20 protein-coding genes are annotated in these 24,382 nt (G+C 55.1%); 13 read left to right on the top strand and 7 right to left on the bottom strand.

Annotation, left to right across the window (positions count from 1 at the left end; translation table 11 throughout):
• Positions 1–3 precede the first annotated feature (3 nt).
• The gene (ftsY, locus tag PAGR_RS01600; RefSeq protein WP_014604830.1) at positions 4–1,755 is read right to left on the bottom strand and encodes a signal recognition particle-docking protein FtsY; all 1,752 of its coding nucleotides are present in this window, start codon (positions 1,753–1,755) and stop codon (positions 4–6) included.
• 233 nt (positions 1,756–1,988) lie between these two features.
• Between ftsY and rsmD the strand changes: the two genes are divergently transcribed.
• Together rsmD and PAGR_RS01590 are read left to right on the top strand one after the other, a co-directional pair.
• Positions 1,989–2,588, top strand: coding sequence for a 16S rRNA (guanine(966)-N(2))-methyltransferase (gene rsmD, locus PAGR_RS01595; protein WP_014594808.1), 600 nt, complete (start codon positions 1,989–1,991; stop codon positions 2,586–2,588).
• On the top strand, positions 2,578–2,847 hold the full coding sequence (locus tag PAGR_RS01590; RefSeq protein ID WP_013027564.1) for a DUF1145 family protein: 270 nt from the start codon (positions 2,578–2,580) through the stop codon (positions 2,845–2,847). Before rsmD ends, PAGR_RS01590 begins: the two co-directional genes overlap by 11 nt.
• Before the next feature lie 28 nt (positions 2,848–2,875).
• Here PAGR_RS01590 and PAGR_RS01585 read toward each other — a convergent pair whose 3' ends face one another.
• Positions 2,876–3,232 carry a DUF2500 domain-containing protein gene (locus PAGR_RS01585; protein WP_013027565.1) on the bottom strand — a complete coding sequence of 119 codons (357 nt, stop codon included), beginning with the start codon at positions 3,230–3,232 and terminating at the stop codon, positions 2,876–2,878.
• Positions 3,233–3,384: 152 nt separating this feature from the next.
• Here PAGR_RS01585 and PAGR_RS01580 point away from each other — a divergent pair, with 152 nt between their 5' ends.
• Both PAGR_RS01580 and PAGR_RS01575 read left to right on the top strand, forming a co-directional pair.
• The gene (locus tag PAGR_RS01580; protein ID WP_014604829.1) at positions 3,385–4,014 is read left to right on the top strand and encodes a lysoplasmalogenase; all 630 of its coding nucleotides are present in this window, start codon (positions 3,385–3,387) and stop codon (positions 4,012–4,014) included.
• 88 nt (positions 4,015–4,102) lie between these two features.
• The gene (locus tag PAGR_RS01575) at positions 4,103–6,388 is read left to right on the top strand and encodes a zinc/cadmium/mercury/lead-transporting ATPase (RefSeq protein WP_014604828.1); all 2,286 of its coding nucleotides are present in this window, start codon (positions 4,103–4,105) and stop codon (positions 6,386–6,388) included.
• 26 nt (positions 6,389–6,414) lie between these two features.
• Here the strand turns inward: PAGR_RS01575 and tusA are convergent, their stop codons facing one another.
• Positions 6,415–6,666 carry a sulfurtransferase TusA gene (tusA, locus tag PAGR_RS01570; protein ID WP_014604827.1) on the bottom strand — a complete coding sequence of 84 codons (252 nt, stop codon included), beginning with the start codon at positions 6,664–6,666 and terminating at the stop codon, positions 6,415–6,417.
• A gap of 205 nt (positions 6,667–6,871) precedes the next feature.
• Here tusA and PAGR_RS01565 point away from each other — a divergent pair, with 205 nt between their 5' ends.
• Both PAGR_RS01565 and PAGR_RS01560 read left to right on the top strand, forming a co-directional pair.
• The gene (locus PAGR_RS01565) at positions 6,872–7,537 is read left to right on the top strand and encodes a 7-cyano-7-deazaguanine/7-aminomethyl-7-deazaguanine transporter (RefSeq protein ID WP_014604826.1); all 666 of its coding nucleotides are present in this window, start codon (positions 6,872–6,874) and stop codon (positions 7,535–7,537) included.
• A gap of 117 nt (positions 7,538–7,654) precedes the next feature.
• Entirely contained in the window at positions 7,655–8,209 is a 555-nt protein-coding gene (locus PAGR_RS01560) for a DcrB family lipoprotein (protein WP_013027570.1), read from the top strand.
• Between the two features lie 106 nt (positions 8,210–8,315).
• Here the strand turns inward: PAGR_RS01560 and PAGR_RS01555 are convergent, their stop codons facing one another.
• Positions 8,316–10,235, bottom strand: coding sequence for a bifunctional 5-dehydro-2-deoxygluconokinase/5-dehydro-2-deoxyphosphogluconate aldolase (locus PAGR_RS01555; protein WP_014604825.1), 1,920 nt, complete (start codon positions 10,233–10,235; stop codon positions 8,316–8,318).
• A gap of 513 nt (positions 10,236–10,748) precedes the next feature.
• On the opposite strand from PAGR_RS01555, the gene iolD reads away from it, so the two are divergent.
• From iolD to PAGR_RS01535, 4 genes are all read left to right on the top strand, one after another.
• Positions 10,749–12,689: a 3D-(3,5/4)-trihydroxycyclohexane-1,2-dione acylhydrolase (decyclizing) gene (iolD, locus tag PAGR_RS01550; RefSeq protein WP_014604824.1), complete on the top strand. Its 1,941-nt coding sequence runs from the start codon at positions 10,749–10,751 to the stop codon at positions 12,687–12,689.
• A 60-nt stretch (positions 12,690–12,749) separates the two neighbouring features.
• A complete protein-coding gene (iolG, locus tag PAGR_RS01545; RefSeq protein WP_013027573.1) occupies positions 12,750–13,760 on the top strand; it encodes a bifunctional inositol 2-dehydrogenase/D-chiro-inositol 1-dehydrogenase in 1,011 nt (336 codons plus the stop codon).
• A gap of 25 nt (positions 13,761–13,785) precedes the next feature.
• On the top strand, positions 13,786–14,682 hold the full coding sequence (iolE, locus tag PAGR_RS01540) for a myo-inosose-2 dehydratase (RefSeq protein WP_013027574.1): 897 nt from the start codon (positions 13,786–13,788) through the stop codon (positions 14,680–14,682).
• Between the two features lie 239 nt (positions 14,683–14,921).
• On the top strand, positions 14,922–15,773 hold the full coding sequence (locus PAGR_RS01535) for a MurR/RpiR family transcriptional regulator (RefSeq protein WP_013027575.1): 852 nt from the start codon (positions 14,922–14,924) through the stop codon (positions 15,771–15,773).
• Positions 15,774–16,319: 546 nt separating this feature from the next.
• Here the strand turns inward: PAGR_RS01535 and iolB are convergent.
• Together iolB and PAGR_RS01525 are read right to left on the bottom strand one after the other, a co-directional pair.
• On the bottom strand, positions 16,320–17,138 hold the full coding sequence (iolB, locus tag PAGR_RS01530; RefSeq protein WP_014604822.1) for a 5-deoxy-glucuronate isomerase: 819 nt from the start codon (positions 17,136–17,138) through the stop codon (positions 16,320–16,322).
• 57 nt (positions 17,139–17,195) lie between these two features.
• Positions 17,196–18,701: a CoA-acylating methylmalonate-semialdehyde dehydrogenase gene (locus PAGR_RS01525; RefSeq protein ID WP_014604821.1), complete on the bottom strand. Its 1,506-nt coding sequence runs from the start codon at positions 18,699–18,701 to the stop codon at positions 17,196–17,198.
• Between the two features lie 685 nt (positions 18,702–19,386).
• On the opposite strand from PAGR_RS01525, the gene PAGR_RS01520 reads away from it, so the two are divergent.
• Both PAGR_RS01520 and PAGR_RS01515 read left to right on the top strand, forming a co-directional pair.
• Entirely contained in the window at positions 19,387–20,766 is a 1,380-nt protein-coding gene (locus tag PAGR_RS01520; protein ID WP_028715893.1) for a nucleobase:cation symporter-2 family protein, read from the top strand.
• 265 nt (positions 20,767–21,031) lie between these two features.
• Positions 21,032–22,087 carry an AI-2E family transporter gene (locus PAGR_RS01515; protein ID WP_013027580.1) on the top strand — a complete coding sequence of 352 codons (1,056 nt, stop codon included), beginning with the start codon at positions 21,032–21,034 and terminating at the stop codon, positions 22,085–22,087.
• On the opposite strand, the gene PAGR_RS01510 is transcribed toward PAGR_RS01515, so the two are convergent.
• Complete coding sequence (locus PAGR_RS01510; protein WP_013027581.1) at positions 22,076–22,759, bottom strand: FadR/GntR family transcriptional regulator; 684 nt, start codon at positions 22,757–22,759, stop codon at positions 22,076–22,078. The two genes, PAGR_RS01515 and PAGR_RS01510, sit on opposite strands and share 12 nt — an antisense overlap.
• Before the next feature lie 148 nt (positions 22,760–22,907).
• On the opposite strand from PAGR_RS01510, the gene uxuA reads away from it, so the two are divergent.
• A complete protein-coding gene (gene uxuA / locus PAGR_RS01505) occupies positions 22,908–24,092 on the top strand; it encodes a mannonate dehydratase (protein ID WP_014604819.1) in 1,185 nt (394 codons plus the stop codon).
• The last annotated feature ends 290 nt before the right edge of the window (positions 24,093–24,382 follow it).

Below are 24,382 nucleotides of genomic sequence, written 5' to 3'. Positions count from 1 at the left end.
TAATTAGTCCTCTCGGGCAAACAATGCCTCAATAAAATCCTCGGCCTTGAACGGCCGTAAATCTTCGATGCCTTCTCCGACACCGATATACCGGATAGGGATGCCAAACTGATCTGCCACCGAGAAAATCACACCGCCTTTGGCCGTGCCATCCAGTTTTGTCAGGGTAATACCGGTCAGACCGACCGCTTCATGGAACAGTTTGGCCTGGCTGATGGCATTTTGCCCGGTGCTGGCATCAATTGTCAGCATGACTTCATGCGGCGCCTGCTCATCCAGCTTTTTCATGACGCGCGTAATTTTCTTCAGTTCTTCCATCAGGTGCGATTTGTTTTGCAAACGGCCTGCGGTGTCGGCGATTAACACGTCAACGCCACGGGATTTCGCGGCCTGAATCGCATCGAAAATCACCGAAGCGGAATCGGCACCGGTATGCTGCGCCACCACAGAAATGTTGTTACGCTGGCCCCATACCTGAAGCTGTTCAACAGCCGCTGCACGGAAGGTGTCGCCCGCCGCCAGCATGACCGACTTGCCTTCTGCCTGATACTGACGAGCCAGCTTGCCGATGGTGGTCGTTTTACCTACGCCGTTAACACCGACCATCAAAATGACAAAAGGCGTTTTGCCTTCAACATTAAGCGGTTCTTCCACTTTCGCCAGAATGTCGGCCATTTCAGTTTTCAGCAGGCCATAAAGCGCCTCTGCATCGCGAAGCTGTTTACGGTCGGCATGCTGCGTCAGGCTGGTGATGATACGGCGCGTCGTTTCGACCCCCACATCCGCAATCAGCAGTTGCTCTTCGAGCTCTTCAAACAGCTCATCATCAATCTTTTTGCCACGGAACAGGCCGATAAAACCCGATCCCAGGTTCTGACGGGTTTTCACCAGGCTGCGTTTCAGGCGGGCAAAGAAGCCCTCTTTTGTCGGACGATCCTGCTCCTGCGTCACCAGTGGCGCGGCGGCTAAAGGAAGATCGCTGACGGTATCTGTTGGCTCCACCCGATCGGCGTTTTCTGGAACATCCTGAACGGCATCCGCGTCGGCCAGCGCCAGTGCGGCGAGTTCGTCATCGCTGAGCGGCGCCTCGTCTGCCTCCGGGACAGGTTCGGACTGAAGGATTTCAGGCTCGTGAGGCGTAACCTCCACGATATCCGCATCGGCCAGCGCCAGCGCGGCGAGTTCGTCATCGCTGAGCGGTGCCTCGTCAGCCACCGGGACAGATTCGGACTGAAGGATTTCAGGCTCGTGCGGCGTAACCTCCACGATATCCGCATCGGCCAGCGCCAGTGCGGCGAGTTCGTCATCGCTGAGCGGTGCTTCGTCTGCCACCGGGACAGGTTCGGACTGAAGGATTTCAGGCTCGTGCGGCGTAACCTCCACGATCTCCGCATCGGCCAGCGCCAGTGCCGCGAGTTCGTCATCGCTGAGCGGTGCCTCATCGTCCACAGGTTCTGCGGGCGTGATAACGCCATCATGCGGATCAGGCACGTTTTCAGCCGATGGGGTAATTGCTGTCAGCTTTACTTCGCTATCGGGATCCGCTGCGTGTTGCTGTTCAACGACTTTTTCAGTCGTTTCAACGGTCTCTTCCGCGTGGATCTCCGCCTGACTTATTGCCGGGGCTTCCTGTTCTGGCTGCTGGACTTCCGGTTGTGCAGTTTGTGATGCCTGCGCTTCCGTTGAGGGTTGTTTCTCTTCTTCTTTGCCAAATCCCAGCCAGGAAAAAAAGCCTCGTTTTTTCTCTTTTGCCATTGTGTAACCACACTCCTCGATGGCTTCATCCCGGTAGCACAATGTTCCCAGGGTTAAAAACAGTATTGGTGATAAACGCCAGATGAGCGTCAAACCGCAGAATTATGCATAACAGCAGCAACGCTGTAGTCTAACACTTTCCAGCCAGCTCACCACAGCACCCTTTTTTAACGTTTCTTCTCATCGTTTCGCCCGTTAAACTACGCAACAAATTATGAAGATTTGTGAGCAAGATGATAAAACCTCCCCGTAAGACTGGTGGTGCAGGCCAAATCCGCATTATTGGCGGACAGTGGCGCGGCCGCAAATTGCCGGTGCCGGACAGCGCCGGACTGCGTCCGACTACCGACAGAGTGCGTGAAACGCTGTTTAACTGGCTGGCGCCCTCTATTCAGGCGGCCAACTGTCTGGACTGCTTTGCCGGCAGTGGTGCGCTGGGGCTGGAAGCCTTGTCGCGTTTCGCCGCGTCGGCAACGTTACTGGAGCTGGAACGCCCGGTAGCGCAGCAGTTGGCCAAAAATTTACAGACGCTTCAGGCCGCCAACGGCCAGGTTGTGCAGACCAATACGCTGACATGGCTGGCGCAGAGCGGTAAGCCGTTCAATATCGTGTTTATCGACCCGCCGTTTCGTCAGGGCCTGCTGGAACAAACGCTGCAACTGCTGGAGAATAACGGCTGGCTGACTGCTGACGCACTCATCTACGTTGAAAGTGAAGTTGAACGCGGTGCTCCCCCGGTTCCAGCACACTGGGATCTATACCGCGAAAAAATTGCCGGCCAGGTGGCCTATCGCTTATATCAGCGCCAACAGGAGACACACGATGTTACTTAATTTAGGACGCCTGCTGATGCTGTGCGTATGGGGTTTTTTACTGTTTAACCTGATTCATCCTTATCCTAAGCCACTGACCTGGTTTATCAATGTGGCTCTGATATTTATGATTCTGATGCATGGTCTGCAGTTGGTCCTGCTGCGCACCACTCAAGGTAAAGATGCGCCGCCGATCGATCGTGTCACCCAGATAAAAGTCTTTTTGTTTGGCGTATTCGAACTGGTCGCGTGGCAGAAAAAAAACTTTCCACGTAAGTAAGTCGTCACGGCGGGCACCTGGCCCGCCGTCAGTGCCGGGCGGGCGTAAACTGAATAAAGCGCGAGCCCTGCAGAGTCAGTTCCCCTTGCGTGCCCTTGTCCATCAGATGGTAGTCGCTTTCACTTACCCGCATCTTAATATCGCTTTCGCCGTTCAGCGGATGAAACCAGGCCTCATAGCGCATTTCATCACCGGCGATCACTTCCCGTTCACGCGAGCGCCGGCTGGAAACAGAAAACTCACGTTTGGTTTTCACTTCGACTGTCAGGGTGCGAACCGGCGAGGCATCGTTGACGGCGGCTTCACGCCGCTGTTTGATGAACTGGCGAGTCGCTAAAACGGCGATAACAGCCAGCACAATGATAAAAAGTAGCGGTGGTTTCATAATATCCCAACGTTTCTCAGGTTACAGATGGCGTACATGGCGCGCTAAAGCATACAACCAGAGTTGACCGATTGTCACATCAGGCTGGCGTAACCTAGACTGACAGGAGTATTTCAGGAACTGTCACCATTTTTGGTCAATAGGGAGAAGCAATGCTCTGGTCCTTTCTCGCGGTACTTTTCTCCGGCTGGCTGTATGTGGATGCCTCTTACCGGGGACCTCAATGGCAACGCTGGTTATTCAAGCCGGTAACCTTACTGCTGTTAGTCGGCCTCGCCTGGCAAGCCCCTACGCCCAACACGTCAGACTATCTGATTGTGGCCGGGCTGGCCGCCACGCTTGTCGGCGATACGCTGACGCTGCTTCCACGTCAGCAGACGCTCTACGCGCTGGGCGCGTTTTTCCTGTCGCATCTGCTCTATACGCTGTGCTTCGCCGCCAACATGACGATGAGTTTCTACTGGCCCATTCCGCTGACCTTTTTGATCATCGGGGTTGTCGTGATTGGCATTCTGTGGAGCAAGCTGGAAACGCTACGCTGGCCGGTCTGTACGCTTATCGGCATGACGCTGGTGATGAACTGGATGGCGGCAGAGCAATATTTTTTCCGTCCCAGCGATTACAGCTTTTCGATTCTCGTCGGTTCGGCCCTGCTTCTTTTGGCCAATATTGTGTGGTTTATCAGCCATTACCGTCGCCGCTTTAGCGCGGACAGCGCCATCGTCGCAGCCTGCTATTTCGCGGGCCACTTTATGATTGTCCGCTCCCTGTGGATTTACTAAGAAAGCGTCACAATAAATCTGAAGATGGAATAAACCGTCGGGTGTAAGATAAGGCGTGGGCATGGTGCCCACGTCTTCCGGAGGTTATATGCATCAACATCATGCTTGTGGCTGCGGTAAGCCCTGCGGTACGCACCGTGCCGCAAAACCGCTTTGTGCAATCCGCCCTGTTCGTTCCGGTACGCTGTCTGTTACTGCGGCAACGCCTGAAATTTCTGACGGCAATGGCTGCGGTGGTGACTGCGCGTGCGGCAGTTCATCCAGCAGTGAAGCCAATGACGAAGGTGACCGACGACGGTCCTCAGATGCTTTTCAGTTCAGCTGGCTGGTCAGCGGCATGGACTGCCCCAGCTGTGCCCGCGCTATCGAAACGGCCGTTCGTCAGCTTCCTGACGTCACCCAGGCCCGCGTCGTATTCTCCAGTGAGAAGCTGATTGTTGACGCCCGCGCACCGGTTCAAGGCGCGATAGAAGACGCCGTCAGAAAAGCCGGATTTCAACTCTCCTCCACCGCTGCTTCCGCTTCTTCACCCGCCCCCTGGCAAACACATATCCCCCTTTTTCTGCTCGCCGGGTTAATGCTGGCCAGCGTTGCGCTCAGCCAGGTCAATGCTGTGTGGGGCGATCGATTATTTATTCTCACCACGCTGGTTGGTCTGGCACCGGTCGCGCGTAAAGCCTGGCAACGTCTACGAACCGGCTCCGCTTTTACGATTGAAACCCTGATGACGCTGGCGTCGGCGGGCGCGCTGTTGATTGGCGCCCATGCGGAAGCAGCCATGGTGTTGCTGCTGTTCCAACTGGGTGAACGCCTGGAGGCCTATGCGGCAATCCGTGCGCGCAGTGGCGTGAGTCAGCTGATGGCGATCCGTCCCGAATCGGCCGTGCGCCTGCAAAATGGCGTTCGCAGTGAGGTTCCACTGGCGGCGCTGCAGCCAGGCGACCGTATAGAGGTTGCCGCCGGTGGTCGCCTGCCGGTTGACGGATGCCTGGTCGCGGAAAGCGCCAGCTTCGATGAAAGCGCCTTAACCGGCGAGTCTTTGCCGGTTCTTCGCATGCGGGGCGATAAGGTGCTTGCTGGCGCCACCAGCGTGGACAGGCTGGTGACGCTGGACGTGGTGTCAAAACCCGGCGAGAGCGCGATTGACCGCATTTTGCAGCTGATTGAGGAAGCCGAAAGCCATCGTGCTCCGGTGGAACGCTTTATCGATAATTTCAGCCGCATTTACACGCCTGCAATCATGCTGCTGGCGCTGCTGGTCATGGTCATACCGCCGCTGCTCGGCGCGGGTCCATGGCTACCGTGGATCTACAAAGGGCTGACGTTACTTCTCATCGGTTGCCCCTGTGCACTGGTGATCTCGACGCCAGCGGCCATTACGTCTGGCCTTGCGACCGCGGCGCGGCGCGGCGCTTTAATCAAGGGCGGTGCAGCCCTGGAACGCCTGAGTACGGTGCAGACGATTGCGTTCGATAAAACCGGGACGCTCACGGAAGGCAAACCGCAGTTAACCCGCATTTTGTCATTCGGCGATCTCAGTGAAGACGAGATTCTGCTGCTGGGCGCCGCCGTTGAACAAGGCTCCACGCATCCGCTGGCTACGGCAATTGTGGCTGCGGCCCAGGCGAAATCCCTGACAATTCCGGCAGCCGCGCATCAACAGGCCATCGCCGGCAGCGGCATCAGGGCCGAGGTTGCAGGCCAGCGCATTGAACTGCTGGCACCGGCTTACGTCAACGCGCTCAACGCCCGGCAACTGGACATGATTAGCGAGCAGGAAGCCCAGGGCGAAACCCTGGTGATTGTGCTGCGTAATGGTGATGCGCTGGGTGCGCTCGCGTTGCGCGATCGGCTGCGCAGTGAAACGCCTGCCGCGTTGCAGGCGTTAAAGGCGCTCGGCATCAACAGCATTATGCTCACAGGGGATAACCCGCGAGCGGCGGCTGTGGTGGCGCAACAACTGGATATCGCGTGGCACGCAGGCTTATTACCCGCCGACAAGGTTGAGCGGGTTCGCCAGCTCAGTCAGCATCAGGTTGTGGCAATGGTGGGCGACGGCATCAATGATGCGCCAGCCATGAAGGCGGCCACGCTGGGCATCGCCATGGGCAGCGGCACCGATGTCGCGCTGGAAGCAGCCGATGCGGCCCTGACGCGCAATCAGCTCAGCCATCTGGCTCCGATGATCGGTCTGGCGCGTCGCACCCGGGCAATTATTCGTCAGAATATCGGCATTGCGTTAGGGCTTAAGGCGCTGTTTCTGGTTACCACGCTTCTCGGACTGACCGGATTGTGGCTGGCGGTGCTGGCTGATTCTGGCGCCACCGCGCTGGTCACGGCGAACGCGTTGCGGCTGCTGCGCACGCGGGATTAACAACCTGACGGCGGCAGGTGCCGCCGTTATTCGCCCATCCCTTTCCTGATCAAAAACTGATAAGGCAACGTGTCGGTTTGCGCGACCAACAGGCGATGCTCCATAAAGCGGCAAAAACCGGGAATATCCCGCGTGGTCGCCGGATCGTCAGCCACGATCAGTAGCGTTTCACCGTCCTGCATCCCACGCACGGTTTTGCGAACCATCATGACCGGTTCGGGACAGCGAAGGCCTAACGCATCCAGTTGATGGTCGGCGGAAGAAAATGCATCACTCATCACGATCTCAATTCAGGTTGGCGGGCGCTTATTCTAGCGCGTCAGCCCTTTGACGCAAGGCGATAACGATTGCGTTAAAATTAGCCATTGCATTAATAGCACACCAGGGTAAGATGCGGCCGTTTTTTGTTCATGAAACCGTAGTGCGCGGACCGTTCTGCGCCCTGCAATGGGTTCCCTCACCCCACGATTAAAAAGGCTAACTATGCTCGCATTTACCCCGCGTCAGCGCACTTATGCGCTTTTCTGGCTGTCCCTGTTTCACCTGCTGGTGATTACCTCCAGTAATTATCTGGTGCAGTTGCCCGTCTCCCTTTTTGGTTTCCATACCACCTGGGGCGCCTTTAGTTTCCCGTTTATCTTCCTGGCGACCGATCTCACCGTCCGCATTTTTGGCGCGCCGCTTGCACGGCGGATTATTCTGGCGGTCATGGTGCCGGCGTTGTTTATCTCCTATACCATTTCCAGCCTGTTTTATCAGGGCGAGTGGCAAGGCTGGCAGGCATTGCAGCAGGTGAACCTGTTTGTCGCCCGTATCGCCTGCGCCAGCTTTATGGCTTACGCGCTGGGCCAGATTCTGGATGTGCATGTCTTTAACCGCCTGCGTCGCCTGCCGCAGTGGTGGATAGCGCCCGGCTGTGCCATGTTTTTAGGTAATATCAGCGACACGCTGGCGTTCTTTTTTATCGCCTTCTATAAAAGCTCCGATGCGTTTATGGCGCAGCACTGGGTGGAAATCGCCCTGGTCGATTACAGTTTCAAGGTGCTGATCTGCATGGTGTTCTTCCTGCCTGCCTATGGTGTGTTGCTCAATGCGGCGTTGAAACGTCTGGCCGAACGCCAGGCTCAACCACAGATACATTTCGGCTAACCGGCAATACAGCCTTTCCTGACAATCCGCTAAAATCTTCTGACAATACTCAGGTTGCGTTTGCAGCCTGATTCCTGTTGTATAAACGCCTGAGTGGAAATTTAAAAAGGGATTCTGATGCGTAATTTAGTGAAATATGCGGGAATTGGTTTGCTGGTCCTCGGCCTTGCCGCCTGTGACCAAAAGAAAGATGACGCGGCAAACGACAACGGCGCATCTGCCAGTCAGTCGGCACAAACCGTGACGCTGATGGATGGCAAGTTAAGCTTCGCCTTACCGCCGGGCATGTCCGATAAGAGCGGCAAGCTGGGCTCACAAAGCACCAATATGCACGTGTATGCTGATGAAAGCGGCGCGCGGGCGATTATCGTCATTGCAGGTGATCCCACTAACGAAGGGCTGGATGTTTTATCACAGCGCATGGAACAACAGCAGCGTAACCGCGATCCGCAGCTACAGGTTGTCTCTAACAAAGCGGTCACCCTGGGCGGCGAACCTGCACAACAGCTGGACACCGTGATCTCAGCCAATAACCAGACCTCCTGGTCTTCCGTCGTGTTGGCAAAGGTGGATGGTAAGCTGATGACCATGCAGATCACGCTGCCGGGCCAGAACCAGCAGCAGGCGCAAAGCGATGCTGAAACGGTAGTGAAGAGCATTAAACTGAAATAACCGCAACAGGCCCTTGCCTGATATGGGTGTTATTTCAGGTTCCCGCCCTGAAAACAGCGAGCCGCGTGGAAAAGCACGTTTCCACACGGCTCGATTCTGGTTCTTTTCACGCCTGCTCGCGTGCCGTGCGCCAGTAATCAATCAAACGCAGATAGTTATCTTTTACAGCCGTTACCAGCGCCGCGTCGTCAATTTCACCCTGCAACCACTGACTTGAAGGCTGGGCAAAAATCGTCCGTCCCACCGCGAAGCCTTTCACCCATGGCGCAGCCGCAGCCGCAGCGAAACCGAGTTTCAGCGTCTCCTCTGGCGCATCCAGCCCGAGCAACAGGATACCGCGACAGTGAGGATCCTGCGCCTCAATCAGGGTGCCAATGGCCTGCCAGCTCGCTGTTGACAGGGGCGGTAATTTCCACCAGTCCGGCTTGATTCCCAACGCATAAAAGTGGCTCAGAACCGCCAGATAACAGGCTTCGTTACGGTCTGGCTGCCCCTCTGGCAGAATCACTTCCAACAGCAGTTCATGCCCGCTTTTGTTACAGCCTTTCCAGACATCCAGCAACACGGCATCCTGCTCTTCACGCAGTTCGGCGCTGTCATGCGGGTGATAAAACACCAGACATTTTACCACGTGCTCCATTGGCCAGCTGGCAAGCTGTGTGCCGATATTGCCGTGTTCAAGGCGTAACGGTCGGGATCCCGGTAACTCTATCGGCCGCCCGATCCATCTGTTCTTGCCGGTAATGGCGTTAAGCGTCCGTTGCCCGAAGGTGGTATCGGCCAGAATGCCGCTTTTGCTTTCAATGCCTGCCTGCTGTACCGCCTGCTCTGCGGCCTGGAGCAGCAGGAGCTTGAGTTGAGGAATGTGGCTGACGTCAGCCCCCGCAGCCTTGGCCATATCGACCAGTTGCTTACGATGGTCAAAGGCAAAGATATTGAGTTCCGGCCAGGCACGCTGCCGGGTGGTCACGCGGTGCAGGTGCGTTAATCGACTGTCCAGATCCGGACGCTTGACGGCGTTTTCGCGGCTCAGAAAATCGTCCAGTTCTTCTCGGGTCGGCATCGCCGGCGCGCAACCATGGCGTGAAACCACCAACGCACCGCAGGCATTGGCATAACGGCAGGCCTGCTCCCAGCCTTCATCATTTAACCAGCCACGCAGCAGGCCCGACATAAACGCGTCACCTGCGCCCAGCACGTTTAACACCTCGACGCGCACGCCGCTGTGCAGCGTTACCTGCTCCCAGCTTTCCGGAATTTCATGTTCAAAGACAACGCATCCCATTGCACCCCGCTTACAGACCAGCGTAGCCTTACTGACCTCACGGACATTTCTCAGCGCCGTCAGCGTATCGGTGCTGCCGCCCGCGATATGGAATTCTTCTTCGGTGCCTACGATAAGATCGAAATAGTGGACGACCTGCTGCAGTTGCGCCGTTACCTCTGACGATGCAATGAAACGTGTTTCACCGTCACCCAGCGAGGTTAATCCCCACAATACTGGCCGGTAGTCGATATCCAGCGCCGTTCGCAGGCCGTTTTTGCGGGCGAGCTCCAGCGCCTTTAGCACAGCCGCCCGGGTCTGGGGATGTGACAAGTGCGTGCCGGTGACCGCTACCGAGCGGGAGGAGGCGATAAAGGACTCCTCAATATCCTCTGGCACCAGCCCCATATCGGCGCAGTTATCACGATAAAAAATGAGTGGGAACGTTTCGTCGTCTTTGATACCGAGAATCACCAGGGCAGTAAGGCGTTTTTTATCCGTTATCAGCGCATCGGTATTACACCCAACCCTTTGCAGGCTTTCACGTAAAAAACGGCCGTTATGCTCATCGCCTACGCGCGCCAGCATGGCCGAACGCAACCCCTGAATAGCGGTGCCATAAGCGACGTTACCCGATGAGCCGCCAAGATATTTGGCAAAGGACGTGGTGTCCTCCAGTCGCGCGCCAATTTGCTGACCATAGAAGTCTACGGCGATGCGTCCAATACAAATCACATCAAGACGCTTCTGTTGTGTACTCATACTTCTGGTTTCCTTCTGTGATGAGCAGACACTGTGGACAAGTTGGATATCGGGGTCTGAAGGTGTCTGATTAGCGATAAACACAGTATGAGGAACAAATATTCCAAACTCAATTCAAAATGAAACTTACAATGCAATTATGTGAACCAGTTAAAAATCTGTCGTTCCCCGGTACTTTATCGCCATGCCCTGCGCACCGCGTACCACAAGGCAGCAGACTCACCGCCCGTCTTTTAGGGCTGACCTGACAATGAAATGAAATATCTTAAAAAACGGCAACTCTCACCAATCATTCCAGTTCCCCCGTTTCCTGCGTATTACGTGGGATCGGCAGGAATGTAAATTTGATCCCCCTCGCAAAATGAAATATTTCTTCTGTAATTGTATTTTATGAAAAATGCATTTGTTTATAATCCTCTGACATTTCAGTTATCCCGGTAGCTCTCTCCGTTACGTCACGCCGTTTATACGCGGGGCCGGACGCCGCTACAGCCAGCACGTTGAGGAAAGTTTATGGCCACCATCAAACTGACTACCGCACAGGCATTAGTTAAATTTCTTGATAATCAATACATTGACGTAGACGGGCATGAGACGAAGTTTGTCCATGGCATTTTTGCCATTTTTGGCCATGGCAATGTACTGGGTCTGGGCCAGGCACTGGAACAAGACAGTGGGGATCTGGTGGTATACCAGGGACGCAATGAGCAGGGAATGGCACACGCTGCAACCGGCTTTGCCAAACAATCCCTGCGGCGGCAGATCATCGCCTGCACCTCTTCTGTTGGCCCGGGTGCGGCCAACATGTTGACGGCGGCGGCCACGGCGACGGCGAACCGAATTCCCCTGCTGCTGCTGCCCGGTGACGTTTTTGCCACCCGACAACCTGACCCGGTGTTGCAACAGATTGAGCAATCCTGGGATCTGAGCATCAGCACCAATGATGCCTTCAGAGCGGTCAGTAAATACTGGGATCGCATCAGCCGCCCTGAACAGTTAATGAGCGCCTGTATTAATGCGATGCGCGTGCTCACCGACCCCGCTGAAACCGGGGCCGTCACGCTATCTTTACCACAAGATGTGCAAGGCGAAGCCTGGGATTACCCCGACTATTTCTTCCAGAAACGCGTGCACCGACTGGACCGTCGTCAGCCCACCGTGGCCCAACTTGAAGATGCGCTGAAGCTTATTATCCGCAAACGTAAGCCGCTGATTATCTGCGGCGGTGGCGTCAAATATTCGGGGGCGGGCGAGGCGCTGCAGGCGTTCGCTGAACGGTATCAGATTCCGTTCGCTGAAACGCAGGCCGGAAAAGGGACGCTGCTGTCCGATCATCCGCTCAACGTTGGCGGCGTAGGTGAAACCGGCTGTCTGGCGGCAAACCTGCTGGCAAAAGACGCCGATCTGGTGATTGGGATTGGCACACGCTATACCGATTTTACCACCTCATCGAAATGGATTTTCCGGCATCCCGAGGTGAGCTTTCTTAACATCAACGTCAGCAATTTTGACAGCTACAAACTGGATGGCGTGCAGCTGCTTGCCGATGCGCGTGAAGCCCTGCTGGCGCTCAGTCATGGGCTGGTTTCGCAGCACTACGGCAACGACTGGGGCACGCAGGTTGCCGAGGCGCGGCACCAGTTAGAAGAAGAAAGACAGCGCGTGTATCACGTTACACATAACGATGCTGAATTTGTGCCCGAGATTGCCGACCATCTGGATCGGGACGCCGTCTACGCCGAATTCAATCGCTTGACGCAGTCTCTGCTGACCCAGAGCAGTGTCTTGGGTACCCTCAACCAACATTTGCCTGCCGATGCCGTCATCGTCGGTGCTGCAGGCAGCCTGCCCGGCGACCTGCAACGCGTCTGGCGCACGCGCGGCTATAACGGCTATCACCTCGAATACGGCTATTCCTGTATGGGATATGAAGTGAATGCGGCGTTAGGCGTTAAGCTTGCGGAGTCCCAGCGGGAAGTCTATGCCCTGGTCGGCGACGGCTCTTTTATGATGCTGCATTCCGAGCTGGTGACCTCCATTCAGGAGGGTGCCAAAATCAACGTGGTGCTGCTGGATAACATGAGCAATGGCTGCATTAACAACCTGCAAATGGAGCACGGTATGGACAGCTTCATTACCGAGTTTCGCTTCCGCAATACGGACAGCGGTAAGCTAAACGGCAGCCTGGTGCCGGTAGACTTTGCCGCAATTGCTGCCGGTTATGGGTGCAAGACCTATCGCGTCAGCACGCTGGAACAGCTTAAGGCTGCGCTGGACGATGCGAAAACACAGCAGGTTTCTACGCTGATAGATATTAAAGTACTGCCCAAGACCATGATTCATAAATATTTCAGCTGGTGGCACGTTGGCGTTGCACAAACTGCCCAATCGGCGCGCACGCAGGATGTGGCGGACAAACTGAATGCGCATCTGGCACAGGCCCGCAAATACTGATTTCCGGGCCGTCTGACGGCCCTTGTTTCTTCTCTTCGATTTAACCCTACAGGTGTAATTATGACATTGAAACTTGGTGTGATTGGAACAGGCGCGATTGGTCAGGAACACATTCGCCGCTGCAACAATGTCTTACAAGGGGCAAGAGTGGTCGCGGTATCCGATATCAACGTTGAAGGCGCGCAGGCTGCACTGCAACGGCTGAATAGTGATGCGCAAGTCTGCAAGGATGGCTATGAGGTGATTCAGTCACCTGATGTGGATGCGGTGCTGGTGACCTCATGGGATCCGACGCATGAAGAGTTTACCCTGGCGGCCATCGCGGCGGGTAAGCCGGTGTTCTGTGAAAAACCGCTGGCCATGAGCGCAGAGGGTTGCCGTCGGGTAGTCGAAGCAGAAATTCAGCACGGTAAGCGGCTGGTTCAGGTGGGTTTTATGCGGCCTTACGATGCCGGCTACCGGGCGCTGAAAAAAGTGATTACCGACGGTGAAATCGGCGAGCCGCTCATGCTGCATTGCGCGCATCGCAATCCGACGGTGCCCGAAAATTACAATACGGAAATGGCGATCACCAATACGTTAATTCATGAACTTGACGTACTGCGCTGGCTGACGAGTGACGACTACAAAAGCGTGCAGGTGGTTTTCCCGCGCGTCAGTTCCAAAGCGCGTCCGCATCTGAAAGATCCGCAAATCGTCCTGTTTGAAACGCAAAAAGGCGTGCGCATCGATGTAGAAATTTTTGTTAACTGTACCTACGGCTACGACATTCAGTGTGAGGTAGTGGGTGAAGAAGGCATCGCCAGACTGCCGGAGCCTTCGTCAGTGCAGCTGCGCAAACAGGCCAAACTTTCCAACACCATTTTAGTCGACTGGAAAGACCGCTTTATCGAGGCTTACGACGTCGAACTGCAGGCGTTTATCAACGACGTGAAAGCCGGGCAGTTAACCGGTCCGTCTGCCTGGGATGGTTTTGCCGCCTCCGTCGCCGCTGACGCCTGTATCAAGGCGCAGAAAAGCGGTGCCATTGAACCGATTGAAATGCCCGCTCGTCCGGCATTCTATAACTAAATCTCTCGCCTTTGGCAGGTAAACAATGAACAACGATAACGTAAAGCTGGCGATAGCGCCCATTGGCTGGACAAATGATGATATGCCCGAGCTGGGCAGCGAGAATACTTTTCAGCAAACCGTCAGCGAGATGGCACTGGCGGGCTTCTCAGGGAGTGAAGTGGGTAGCAAATACCCACGCGATCCTGCCATTCTCAAGCCAATGCTCGATATTCGCGGCATTCAGATCTGCAACGCCTGGTTCAGCACATTTTTTGCGCAGGGTGACAAAGATGAGACCCTTGAGGGTTTTACGGCGCACATGAATTTTCTCTATGAAATGGGTGCCCGGGTGATCGGCTGTTCAGAGCAGAGTAAAAGTATTCAGGGCACAGCACGGGCAGTGTTCGATCACAAACCGGTGTTTAACGATGACGAGTGGCAGAGAACGGCGGAAGGCTACAATACGCTTGCCGACCTTGCCGCCGCGAAAGGGATGCGCGTTTGCCTGCACCACCATATGGGCACCGGCATTCAGACGCCCGCGGAAATCGACCGTTTCATGGCGCTCACGCATGACAATGTCGGTTTACTCTATGATACCGGCCACATCTATTATTCTGAAGGCTCACAGGACGTGATGCTGGCAGTGCTGAAAACCCATCTGCCGCGCATTTTCCACGTTCATCTGAAAGACGTGCGGGATGAGATTGTCGCAGAAGTGCGTGACCAGCACCTGTCGTTTCTGGACGGTGTGAAAAAGGGCACATTCACCGTTCCAGGCGACGGCGTGATTGATTTTAAACCGGTTTTCAAAATTCTTGATGACTACGGCTATCAAGGCTGGATGGTGGTTGAGGCTGAGCAGGATCCTGCGTTGGCCAATCCGTTCGAGTACGCGGTAAAGGCAAGAAAATATATTCGGGAGAATACCGGACTGTAAGACTATCATCCGCCCTGAAGAGAATGATCAGGCCCTGTGTAAGGCTGTGCCCTCATCGGATGCAGCCTGTTTTAGTGGCCAGCTCGCCCGCGCGTCGCCCCTGTCGCGGTGAATCTGTGAGTCATTTCATAAACCAATGAAATAAAAGCTGCATACATAACAAAAAAATGAAATTTTCCAACCATCTGATATCATAGCGTTCATTATCCAGCCACGTTTTCCGCAAATGAGCAGATGTCATGAGTAATAATCCCTCCCAACTTTCACTGCTGCAGGACGAGATTCGCCGTCGCTACGAAACGCTGAGCAAGCGTCTGAAGCAGGTGGCTCGTTATATCCTTGATAACAGTAACAGTATTGCTTTTGACACCGTGGCCTCTATTGCGCAGCAGGCCGACGTTCCGCCATCTACGCTGATTCGCTTTGCTAATGCATTTGGCTTCAGCGGTTTCAATGAAATGAAACAGGTTTTTCGTCAGCATCTGATGGAAGAGACCGTCAACTATACAGAACGAGCGCGGCTGTTTCGTCAGACAGCAGCGGACGATGCTGCGAATTCGCCCGAAAGTCCGGCTGAAATTCTCAATGTTTTCACCATGGTCAACAGTCAGGCCCTGCAGCAGCTGGCCATGCAGGTGAGCCCGGACCAGTTAGACAAAACCGTGCAGCTTCTGAACGAAGCCGAAAATGTCTACGTAATCGGCCTGCGGCGGTCGTTTAGCGTTGCCTCCTATCTAGTGTATGCCCTGCGCCATCTGGAACGCCGTGCCTTCCTGATTGACGGGCTGGGCGGCATGTTTACAGAACAGCTTAATCTGGTTACGCCCAAAGATGTGGTGATTGCCATCAGCTGTTCACCCTATGCAAGGGAGGCGGTAGAAGTGGTCGAGTTGGGGGCCAAACGCGGTGCCAGCTTAATCGCGATCACTGACAGCCAGGTCAGCCCACTTGCCGCCTTCAGTGACGTCTGTTTCGTTGTACGCGAAGCCCAGGTTGACGGTTTTCGCTCTCAGGTTGCCTCGCTGTGCCTGGCACAAACGCTGGCCGTATCCCTGGCGCTGGCGAATGCGCAGTCCGGTCAGCTCTCCTGACATGCCGCCAGCTGCGGCGGCACTGCTTACACGTCATACCTGAACACATGATACACGCGCCCTCAGTAAAGCCGGGAGCATGACGCCCCCGCGCGTCCCGGCGAGAAACGCCCTCTGCAGCGACAAAAACGCAGTCCTCAGGCTCAATGCTGGTCACTTAGGTGACCAGCTTTTTTTTATCGGCATATTTCCGTGATCTTATTCGCAGCTCCCGCGGAAAGTTTCGTTCTCTTCGCCCCGGCAGTATCCGCCATCTCGCCTTTTCATACGGCGTTCTCAGTTCGCCCGGAACCGTGCCCGGGGTAACTCATCAGGAGCCGCGATATCTCACTGGTGGCTCTGCTGAGGCTCAGCGGGAATAAGATCAGAGAGCGAACGGGCGCGTTCGGGAGAAGTGGAATGAATGATGCCCAGAGCCTGTGAGAGTTCCATAAAAAAGGGTTCATGATGAACATGAACCCCTTTGATCCCTTCCACTGGATCGGTCAACCGGGCCTTAAATGACCCGCATTAGCCCTCAGGCTGCCGTTTTGCTTTCAGCCGTGATTAACGTGACGGATAGCGATCGCTGTTGATCCAGGCATGATCCTGTTCCCAGCTGAATTTCCACAGGCGAACCGGCCCTGCCATAACGTTAAGGTAGTAATTGTTATAGCCAGCCAGGGTTGCTACAGGATGGTAACCGCGCGGTACGGTGACGACATCCCGGTTATAAACAGCCATGCACTCATCCAGAGAACGATCGTCCGTATAAACGCGCTGCATCGCGAAGCCCTGTTCGGGTTCAAAACGGTGGTAATAGGTTTCTTCCAGATAGGTTTCGTTCTCGCTGTTTTCCTGGTCGTGCTTGTGACTCGGATACGAACTGGTATTGCCCTCATCGGTAAACACTTCCACCACCAGCAAGCTATTTGCCGGTTCACTGTCCGGCAGAATGTTGTGCACAAGTCGCTGGTTGTGGCCTTTGCCGCGCCGCTCAACGCCGACATCTTCTGGCGCAATCAGTCGGGCGGGCAGGTTGTCGCCCTGCCCCGGTGCCTTGCAGACCGCCAGCTCAAGATCGCTGTCCGCTCTTACCGTCACTGCATCATCATGAGGGACATACACGGAATAAGGCGGCGTACGTTCAAACGGCGACATTCGCTTACCTAACCCCGGAAAGTTTGCATGACGCGTGCTAATCGAGGCCAGGCCTGCCACCAGCACCAGGCAAAGCTCGCTGTCACCGCTGGCCATGTCGAGCGTCTGTCCTTGTTTTAACAGGAAAGACTCGAAACCCACATAGCGCCAGCCCGCACTGTCTGGCGTTACCTGCTGTATGCGCCCCTGCTCATCGGGCTGTTTTACCTTTGAGAGTAATGACATCCGCCGTCTCCTAATCCATCGCCCTTTATCGTCAATACGCTGTCACTCAGCGCCCACTCAACCCAACGTCGGCATACTGAATTCAGAAACCGTTTGCTGGCCGCTCGGCCAACGGACGGTCGCTGTTTTCATGCGCGTATAAAAACGTACGCCGTCCGGACCGTGGACATTCAGTGCGCCAAACACCGAGCGCTTCCAGCCACCAAAACTGTGGAATGCCATTGGCACCGGCACGGGCACGTTGACGCCGACCATTCCGGCTTCGACGTTTTGGACAAATTCACGCGCCGTGTGACCATTACTGGTAAAAATGGCGCTGCCGTTGCCGAATTCGTGACTGTTAACCAGTTTCAGCGCACTGTCGTAATCCGGCGCGCGCATGATGCTCAGCACCGGGCCAAAGATTTCTTCACGCCAGATCACCATCTCTGGGGTTACGTGATCGAATAACGTTCCACCGACATAGTAGCCGTCCTCATAACCTGCAACCTTCTGGTGACGACCATCCACAACCAGCGTTGCCCCTTCCTGCTCGCCGATGTCGATATAACCCAGCACTTTCTTCTGATGGGCGGCCGAAACGACAGGCCCCATTTCATTCTCGTCACTGCCCTTACTCATGCCCGGCCCGACGCGTAATGCTTTAATCAGCGGCGTCAGGCGCGAAATCAGTTTATCGGCGGTGTCATCGCCTACTGCGACCACGACAGGCAACGCCATGCAGCGTTCACCCGCCGAGCCAAATGCGCCCCCCATGATGGCATTGACCGTGGCGTCCAGGTCAGCATCAGGCATGACGATAGCGTGGTTTTTGGCCGCGCCAAATGCCTGCACGCGTTTGCCGTGCGCGCTGGCCGTTTTGTAAATGTGCTCAGCCACACCCGACGAACCCACAAAGCTAACGGCCGCGATACGGGGATCTTTGTAAAGCTGTTCTGCATTCTCATTCGAACTGTGTACCACGTTGAAAACGCCATCCGGCAGGCCCGCTTCTTTCAGTAACTCCGCCATGCGCACGGCGGCAGACGGATCCAGCGCCGGGGGTTTAAGTACAAAGGTGTTGCCGCAGGCCAGGGCAATAGGGAACATCCACAGTGGCACCATGGCGGGGAAATTGAAGGGGGTAATCCCTGCAACCACGCCGACCGGCTGCATGAGCGAGTAGCTGTCTACGCCGCCGCCCACGTTAGGCGAGTTCTCCCCCTTAAGCAGGTGAGGAATGCCGCAGGCGAACTCAATCACCTCAATCCCGCGCGTCAGTTCACCCAACGCATCAGACCAGACTTTGCCGTGCTCGGACACGATCAGCGCCGCCAGCTCATCACGATGTTGTTCCATTAAGGCTTTAAAGTTGAACATCACGCGTGCGCGGCGAAGCGGGGCGGTTTTGGACCACGCAGGAAAGGCTGCATGCGCCACGTCGATTGCCTGGGCCACTTCGTCTGCGCTGCATTGGGTAAGTTCACGGATCACCTTGCCGGTTGCCGGATCGAACACAGGAATGGTTTCGTTGCTGGCACTGAACGTGGTTTTACCGCCAATAAAATTTCCTACGATAGTCATGATGTTGCCTCTTTGGTATGTACGGTTCCAGCAGGCAAAGCACAAGAAGTGGCATGCTGGCTGGGCAGGAAAAGCCAAAAGCATGCTGAGAAGCTATTACAATGGAATAAATTTTTCAAATAAATATTTTTGAAAAATTACTTTTTAGCGGGGCAGATCGCATTTTTGCATGTCGCTCTGAACGGCTCGCCAGCAATGGCTTTACATGACTTGTCTGGGGGGAAGTTAGTGCCTGTATGCTGTGACGACAAGCGCCAGCGTGAAGCCTGCACTGATGCGGTCGTCCCTTCCCGGTCAGGCGTCAAAATAAGCAGGGAGAGACAAAACACCGCCTTCCTTTTAAGTTTCATTAAATCGCATAGTGAAATGAACATTTCTTTTTGCGCGCCTCTTGCCCTCAGCCTGCCTTTGACAAGGTTCACTCTGCTGGCGCAACGCCCTTAAGCCAAACTGGTGCACGACAGTGGTGCAAAATCCCTCAACCACGGCCATTTTCTGAACCAATAATTTCCTGATTGCAAATCAGGAATCATGTGTTTCACAGCTTACCGCCTTTCCTGCATCGCAGGGTAACGGTCTATCTTTTTGATTATTAGCACTATTTATGAGATTCCTCGACACAACGCAAAACCTGGCCTGCTTTATGCAATATCGTCGGACCTCCCTGCACCCGAAAGAGATAATCATGTCTGACCCAAAAAACAGCGGCTTACTGTACGGACTGGACCAGCGAATCCCACCACTTCAGGCTTTCTTCAGCGCTTCACAGCATGTGCTGGCGGGCTTGGTTGGCATTATTACGCCCCCGTTGCTGATCGGCACGGCGCTGGGTCTGGATGCGTGGCTGCCTTATTTGATCAGCATGTCGCTCCTTGCCTCCGGCATCGGGACGTTTCTGCAGTCAAACCGGGTATGGGGCATAGGTGCCGGCATGATATGCATGCAGGGCACCAGTTTTGCCTTTCTTGGTGTGGCCATCTCCGGCGGCCTGTGGGTCAAAGCACAGGGCGGCAGTCCAGAAGACATCATGGCGATGCTGTTTGGCGTCAACTTTGTCGCGGCGCTGGTGCCGGTCATCGTCAGCCGCTTCATCGATACCTTAAAGCGGGTCTTTACGCCGGTGGTGACGGGGAGCGTGATTGCGCTGATTGGTATCAGCCTGATCAAAGTCAGTGTGATTAACTGGTGCGGCGGTGAGAAAGCCCAGGATTTTGCCAGCCTCAGTAACCTGGCGCTGGGTGCGTTAACGCTTGGCGTCATCGTTGTGCTGAGCTGCTCCGGTAACCGCTGGCTACGCCTTTCATCGGTCGTGGCCGGCATCGCAGCAGGCTGTATTGCCGCTGCCCTGAGTGGCAAATTTCAGGTTCACGATCTGGGCGAGAGCGTCTTTCGTTTACCCTCTCTGTTTCCGTTTGGCTTTCACTTCAACAGTACGCTTTTCATTCCGGTGGTGCTGGTCTCTCTGGTCTGCATCATCGAGGCGGTGGGCGATCTTACTGCTAACAGCCTGATTTCCGGTAAATCTATTACCGACAAGACCTTTAGCGCCCGTCTCAAGGGCGGCATTCTGGCAGACGGACTGAGCTGCATGATTGCGGCGATGCTGAGCGCCTTTCCCAACACCACCTTTGCGCAAAATAACGGCGTGATCCAGATGACGGGCGTGGCGAGTCGTTTTGTCGGCCGTTACGTCGGCGTCATTCTTATCCTGCTGGGGCTGTTTCCGCCTTTCAGCGAAGCGCTGCGTCAGATTCCCACACCGGTGCTGGGGGGAGCCACAATGGTGATGTTCGGCTGCGTCGTCACGGCGGGGATTCGCATCCTAAGTCAGGCTCCGCTAACGCGCAGGGAAATACTGATTGTCGGTCTGGCGTTTAGTTTCGGGCTGGGAATCGAATCCGTTCCCGCTTCGCTTTCCCATCTGCCGCCCATGTTTGAGAATCTGTTTGGCTCCGCGGCCACCACCGGCGGCCTGGTCGCCATTGTCCTGAATCTTCTCATTCCTGGCGCAGACAAGCCGGCACGTGAAGAAGTAGAAGAGGGCGAATCCGCACAGTCATTGTAAACCTGCCTCATTCACCCGCGACGCAGTCGTTGCGGGTGACCGCCTGTGCGCTCAGGCCCCCTGCCCTTGATGTCTCCGACAGCTTTCTCGCTGGATCCGCCCCAGAATCCTTTAACACCCAGACGGCAACACAGCAGGAAATCCGGCTTATTCCGCCATTTATCAGGTAAAAAACTCGCCTGATTTACCGTTTCCCTTAACAAATCAGACCGTTACTTTTCCTTCAACTACACTTTCATCAGTTATTTATGCGTAGAGATACAGAATGAACGCGTTACAGCAGGAAAAAATTGGACAAAATATCTTAATCAAACTCGCGATGCTGGTGATTATCCTTGCCGGGATAAGAGCGGCCTCCGACATTCTGGTCCCGTTACTTCTGGCGGCCTTTTTTGCCATCGTACTGAATCCGTTAGTCACGATACTGATGCGGCGCGGGCTGCGGCGGGGGTTGGCGATTACCCTGGTGATTACGGTGATTTTTATCGTGATTCTGCTGCTGGGAGCCATACTGGCAAGCTCGATGAGTGAGTTTTCCGACCTCTATCCTCAACTGCGCACCATCATGGAAAAGAAAATGGCGGTGGTTCAGCATCTGGCAGCCAGCATCCATCTCAATATCTCAACCGATGCCCTGGTTCAGCGCTTCGACCCTAATACCGTTATGAATCTGGCCAGTGTGGCGCTGAGTGGCTTTTCAGGCGCGATGACCAATACCGTGTTACTGATCCTCACCGTGGTCTTTATGCTGTTTGAGGTGCACCATCTGCCTTATAAAATGCGTAACTCGTTTGTGAACCCCAAAATTCGTATCGCCGGTTTACACAAGGCCTTAAAAGGGGTGACGCATTACCTGGCATTGAAGACGCTAATCAGCCTGATCACCGGCATCGCGGTCTGGCTGACGCTCTACCTGCTGGACGTGAAATTTGCGTTACTGTGGGGCGTGGTGGCCTTTATCCTTAACTTTATTCCCAATATCGGGCCGATTATTGCCGGTATTCCTCCTTTCCTGCAGGCGCTGCTGCTCAACAGCGTGTTTGACGCGGCAATGGTGGCGGCGCTGTTTACTGCCATTCACATGGTTTTCGGCAATATGCTTGAGCCACGCATCATGGGGCGCGGTCTGGGCTTATCAACATTGGTGGTGTTTCTGTCATTGATATTTTGGGGCTGGCTGCTGGGCCCGGTCGGCATGCTGCTGTCCGTTCCTCTGACCAGCATCACTAAAATTTTAATGGAAACTACCCCGGGCGGGAGCCGTCTGGCCATTATGCTGGGAACCGGCCGCCCCAAGCCTTCGCGGCTGTTAACCAAGTAAACGCTGCTGCACATGCTGCAGATGATCTCTCATCGCCGCCTGTGCAGCCTGCTCATCACCGGACGCAATTGCCTCGGCGATGCGCTGATGGTCCGCGTTCATTTCATCTGCAAAGGTATTGTCGGCATAATGACGTTCCAGCCGGCGGAAATGGGCGCTGTCGCGTTTGTTCCACAGATTTTCCATCATTTCCCGCAACAGATCATTGCCGCTCATCTCGCTAATCAGCAGATGAAAGCCTTTATCCTGCTCGATGAAAGCCGCGTCGTTTTCATTAAATGCCTGGAGCGCTGCGCTAAGGGACAGCAGCTGCTGACGCTGGGCCTCACTGCCGTTTCGCGCCGCCATGCCCGCCAGCATGCTCTCATAGGCTTCGCGCGCCTGTAGCAGATCCTGCAGGCTGAAGTTCTCGGTTTCTTTGCCTGCTGAAGGTTGCGGTAAGGTCTGAGCGACAAAAACCCCCGTACCGGTGTGGATGCTGACGTAACCCGTCATCTCCAGCGCTATCAGGGCTTCACGCACCGATGAACGACTGACGCCCAGTTGTCGGGCCAGTTCCCGTTCGGGCGGCAGCGCCCCGCCCGGCACGAAATCGCCGCCATGAATGCCCGCAATGATGGCATTAGCAATTTGCCGATAAAGCCGCTCAGTTTTCAGTACCGCTAACCCCATAACTCTCTCCTGTTGCAGGCCGCCTTTCGGGCATCAGATGATACGTATTTATATTGCTGCGATCCGGATCACGGCCTTAATTTACGCGCTATCTTACTCTTGGTCCAGCGGCCTGACCACTGGGCCACACGTCCACCAAGGAGCAATAATGGAACATACATGGCGCTGGTACGGCCCGAACGATCCTGTGTCACTTGACGATGCCCGCCAGGCAGGTGCAACAGGAATTGTCACAGCACTTCATCACATCCCTAACGGAGAAGTGTGGCCTGTAGCCGAAATCAAAGCGCGTCAGGCGCTGCTGGCGGAAAAAGGTCTTACCTGGTCAGTCGTTGAAAGCATTCCTGTGCACGAAACGATTAAGACCCAACGCGGCGATTATCAGCACTACATCGCCAATTATCAGCAGTCAATTCGCAACCTGGCAGCCTGCGGGATTGATACCGTATGCTATAACTTTATGCCGGTTCTTGACTGGACGCGTACCGATCTGGCCTGGGAACTGCCGGACGGCGCTAAGGCGCTGCGCTTTGATGCCGATGCCTTTGCCGCGTTTGAACTGCATCTGTTACAACGCCCCGGCGCGGAAAAAGATTACAGCGCCGCCGAACAACAGGCCGCCGCAACGCGTTTCGCCGCCATGACCGAGGAAGAGAAAGCCACGCTGGTGCGCAACATCATCGCAGGCTTACCCGGCGCAGAAGAGGGTTATACGCTCGAACAATTTCAGGCACAGCTGGCGCAATACGACGGTATTGATAAAGCCAGGCTGCGCGAGCATATGGCCACCTTTCTGCGCGCCATCGTGCCGGTGGCGGAAGAAGTCGGCATTAAGCTGGCCGTCCATCCTGATGATCCTCCCCGTCCAATTCTTGGTTTGCCGCGCATTATCTCCACGCAAGAGGACATGCAGTGGCTGAAAGAAACGGTAGACAGCCTGCATAACGGATTCTGTTTCTGTACCGGTTCCTACGGCGTACGTGAGGATAATGCCCTTATCGAGATGGCAGAAACCTATGCCGACCGCATTAACTTTGTGCACCTGCGGGCAACAAAGCGAGAAACGAACCCCAACAGCTTCCACGAGGCGGCCCATCTGACAGGCGATGTGGATATGGTTGGCGTCATCAAAGTGATCCTGGCCGAGGAGCAGCGTCGCCGTAGGGCGGGCGAACAGCGAGCCATCCCGATGCGCCCCGATCATGGTCACCAGATGCTGGATGACTTGCGTAAGCGCACCAATCCAGGCTATTCCGCGATTGGCCGCCTTAAAGGACTTGCAGAACTGCGCGGCGTCGAAGTCGCCCTGAAGCAGATCTATTTCCAGGACTAAACGTTGTTGCCCCGACGTCGTTATGCTGTCGGGGCACAGGGTAATTTAGACAGGTTGCTGTACTCATATTTATGGCGCGTCATCAGTTAGTCAGCCGCGCTTTCCAGGCAACAAGAGGGTTCTCATTCCTCTCCCTTCTGGCTGCCGTGTTTTGGATTACTCCTCCCACGGCTTCGCTGCACCCTTTTCAGGACACCCCCAAGCTCACCTTTTCCACGACCGGTTTACAGCCGCCATCAAACTAATGTGTGAGCATTCACTAATAGCATGAATTTTTTGTCAATTAATTG

The organism is Pantoea ananatis PA13 (assembly GCF_000233595.1).
GTDB lineage: Bacteria > Pseudomonadota > Gammaproteobacteria > Enterobacterales > Enterobacteriaceae > Pantoea > Pantoea ananatis.
The sequence above is the reverse complement of the archived record's forward strand: the minus strand, read 5'-3'. Positions and strand labels throughout refer to the sequence as shown.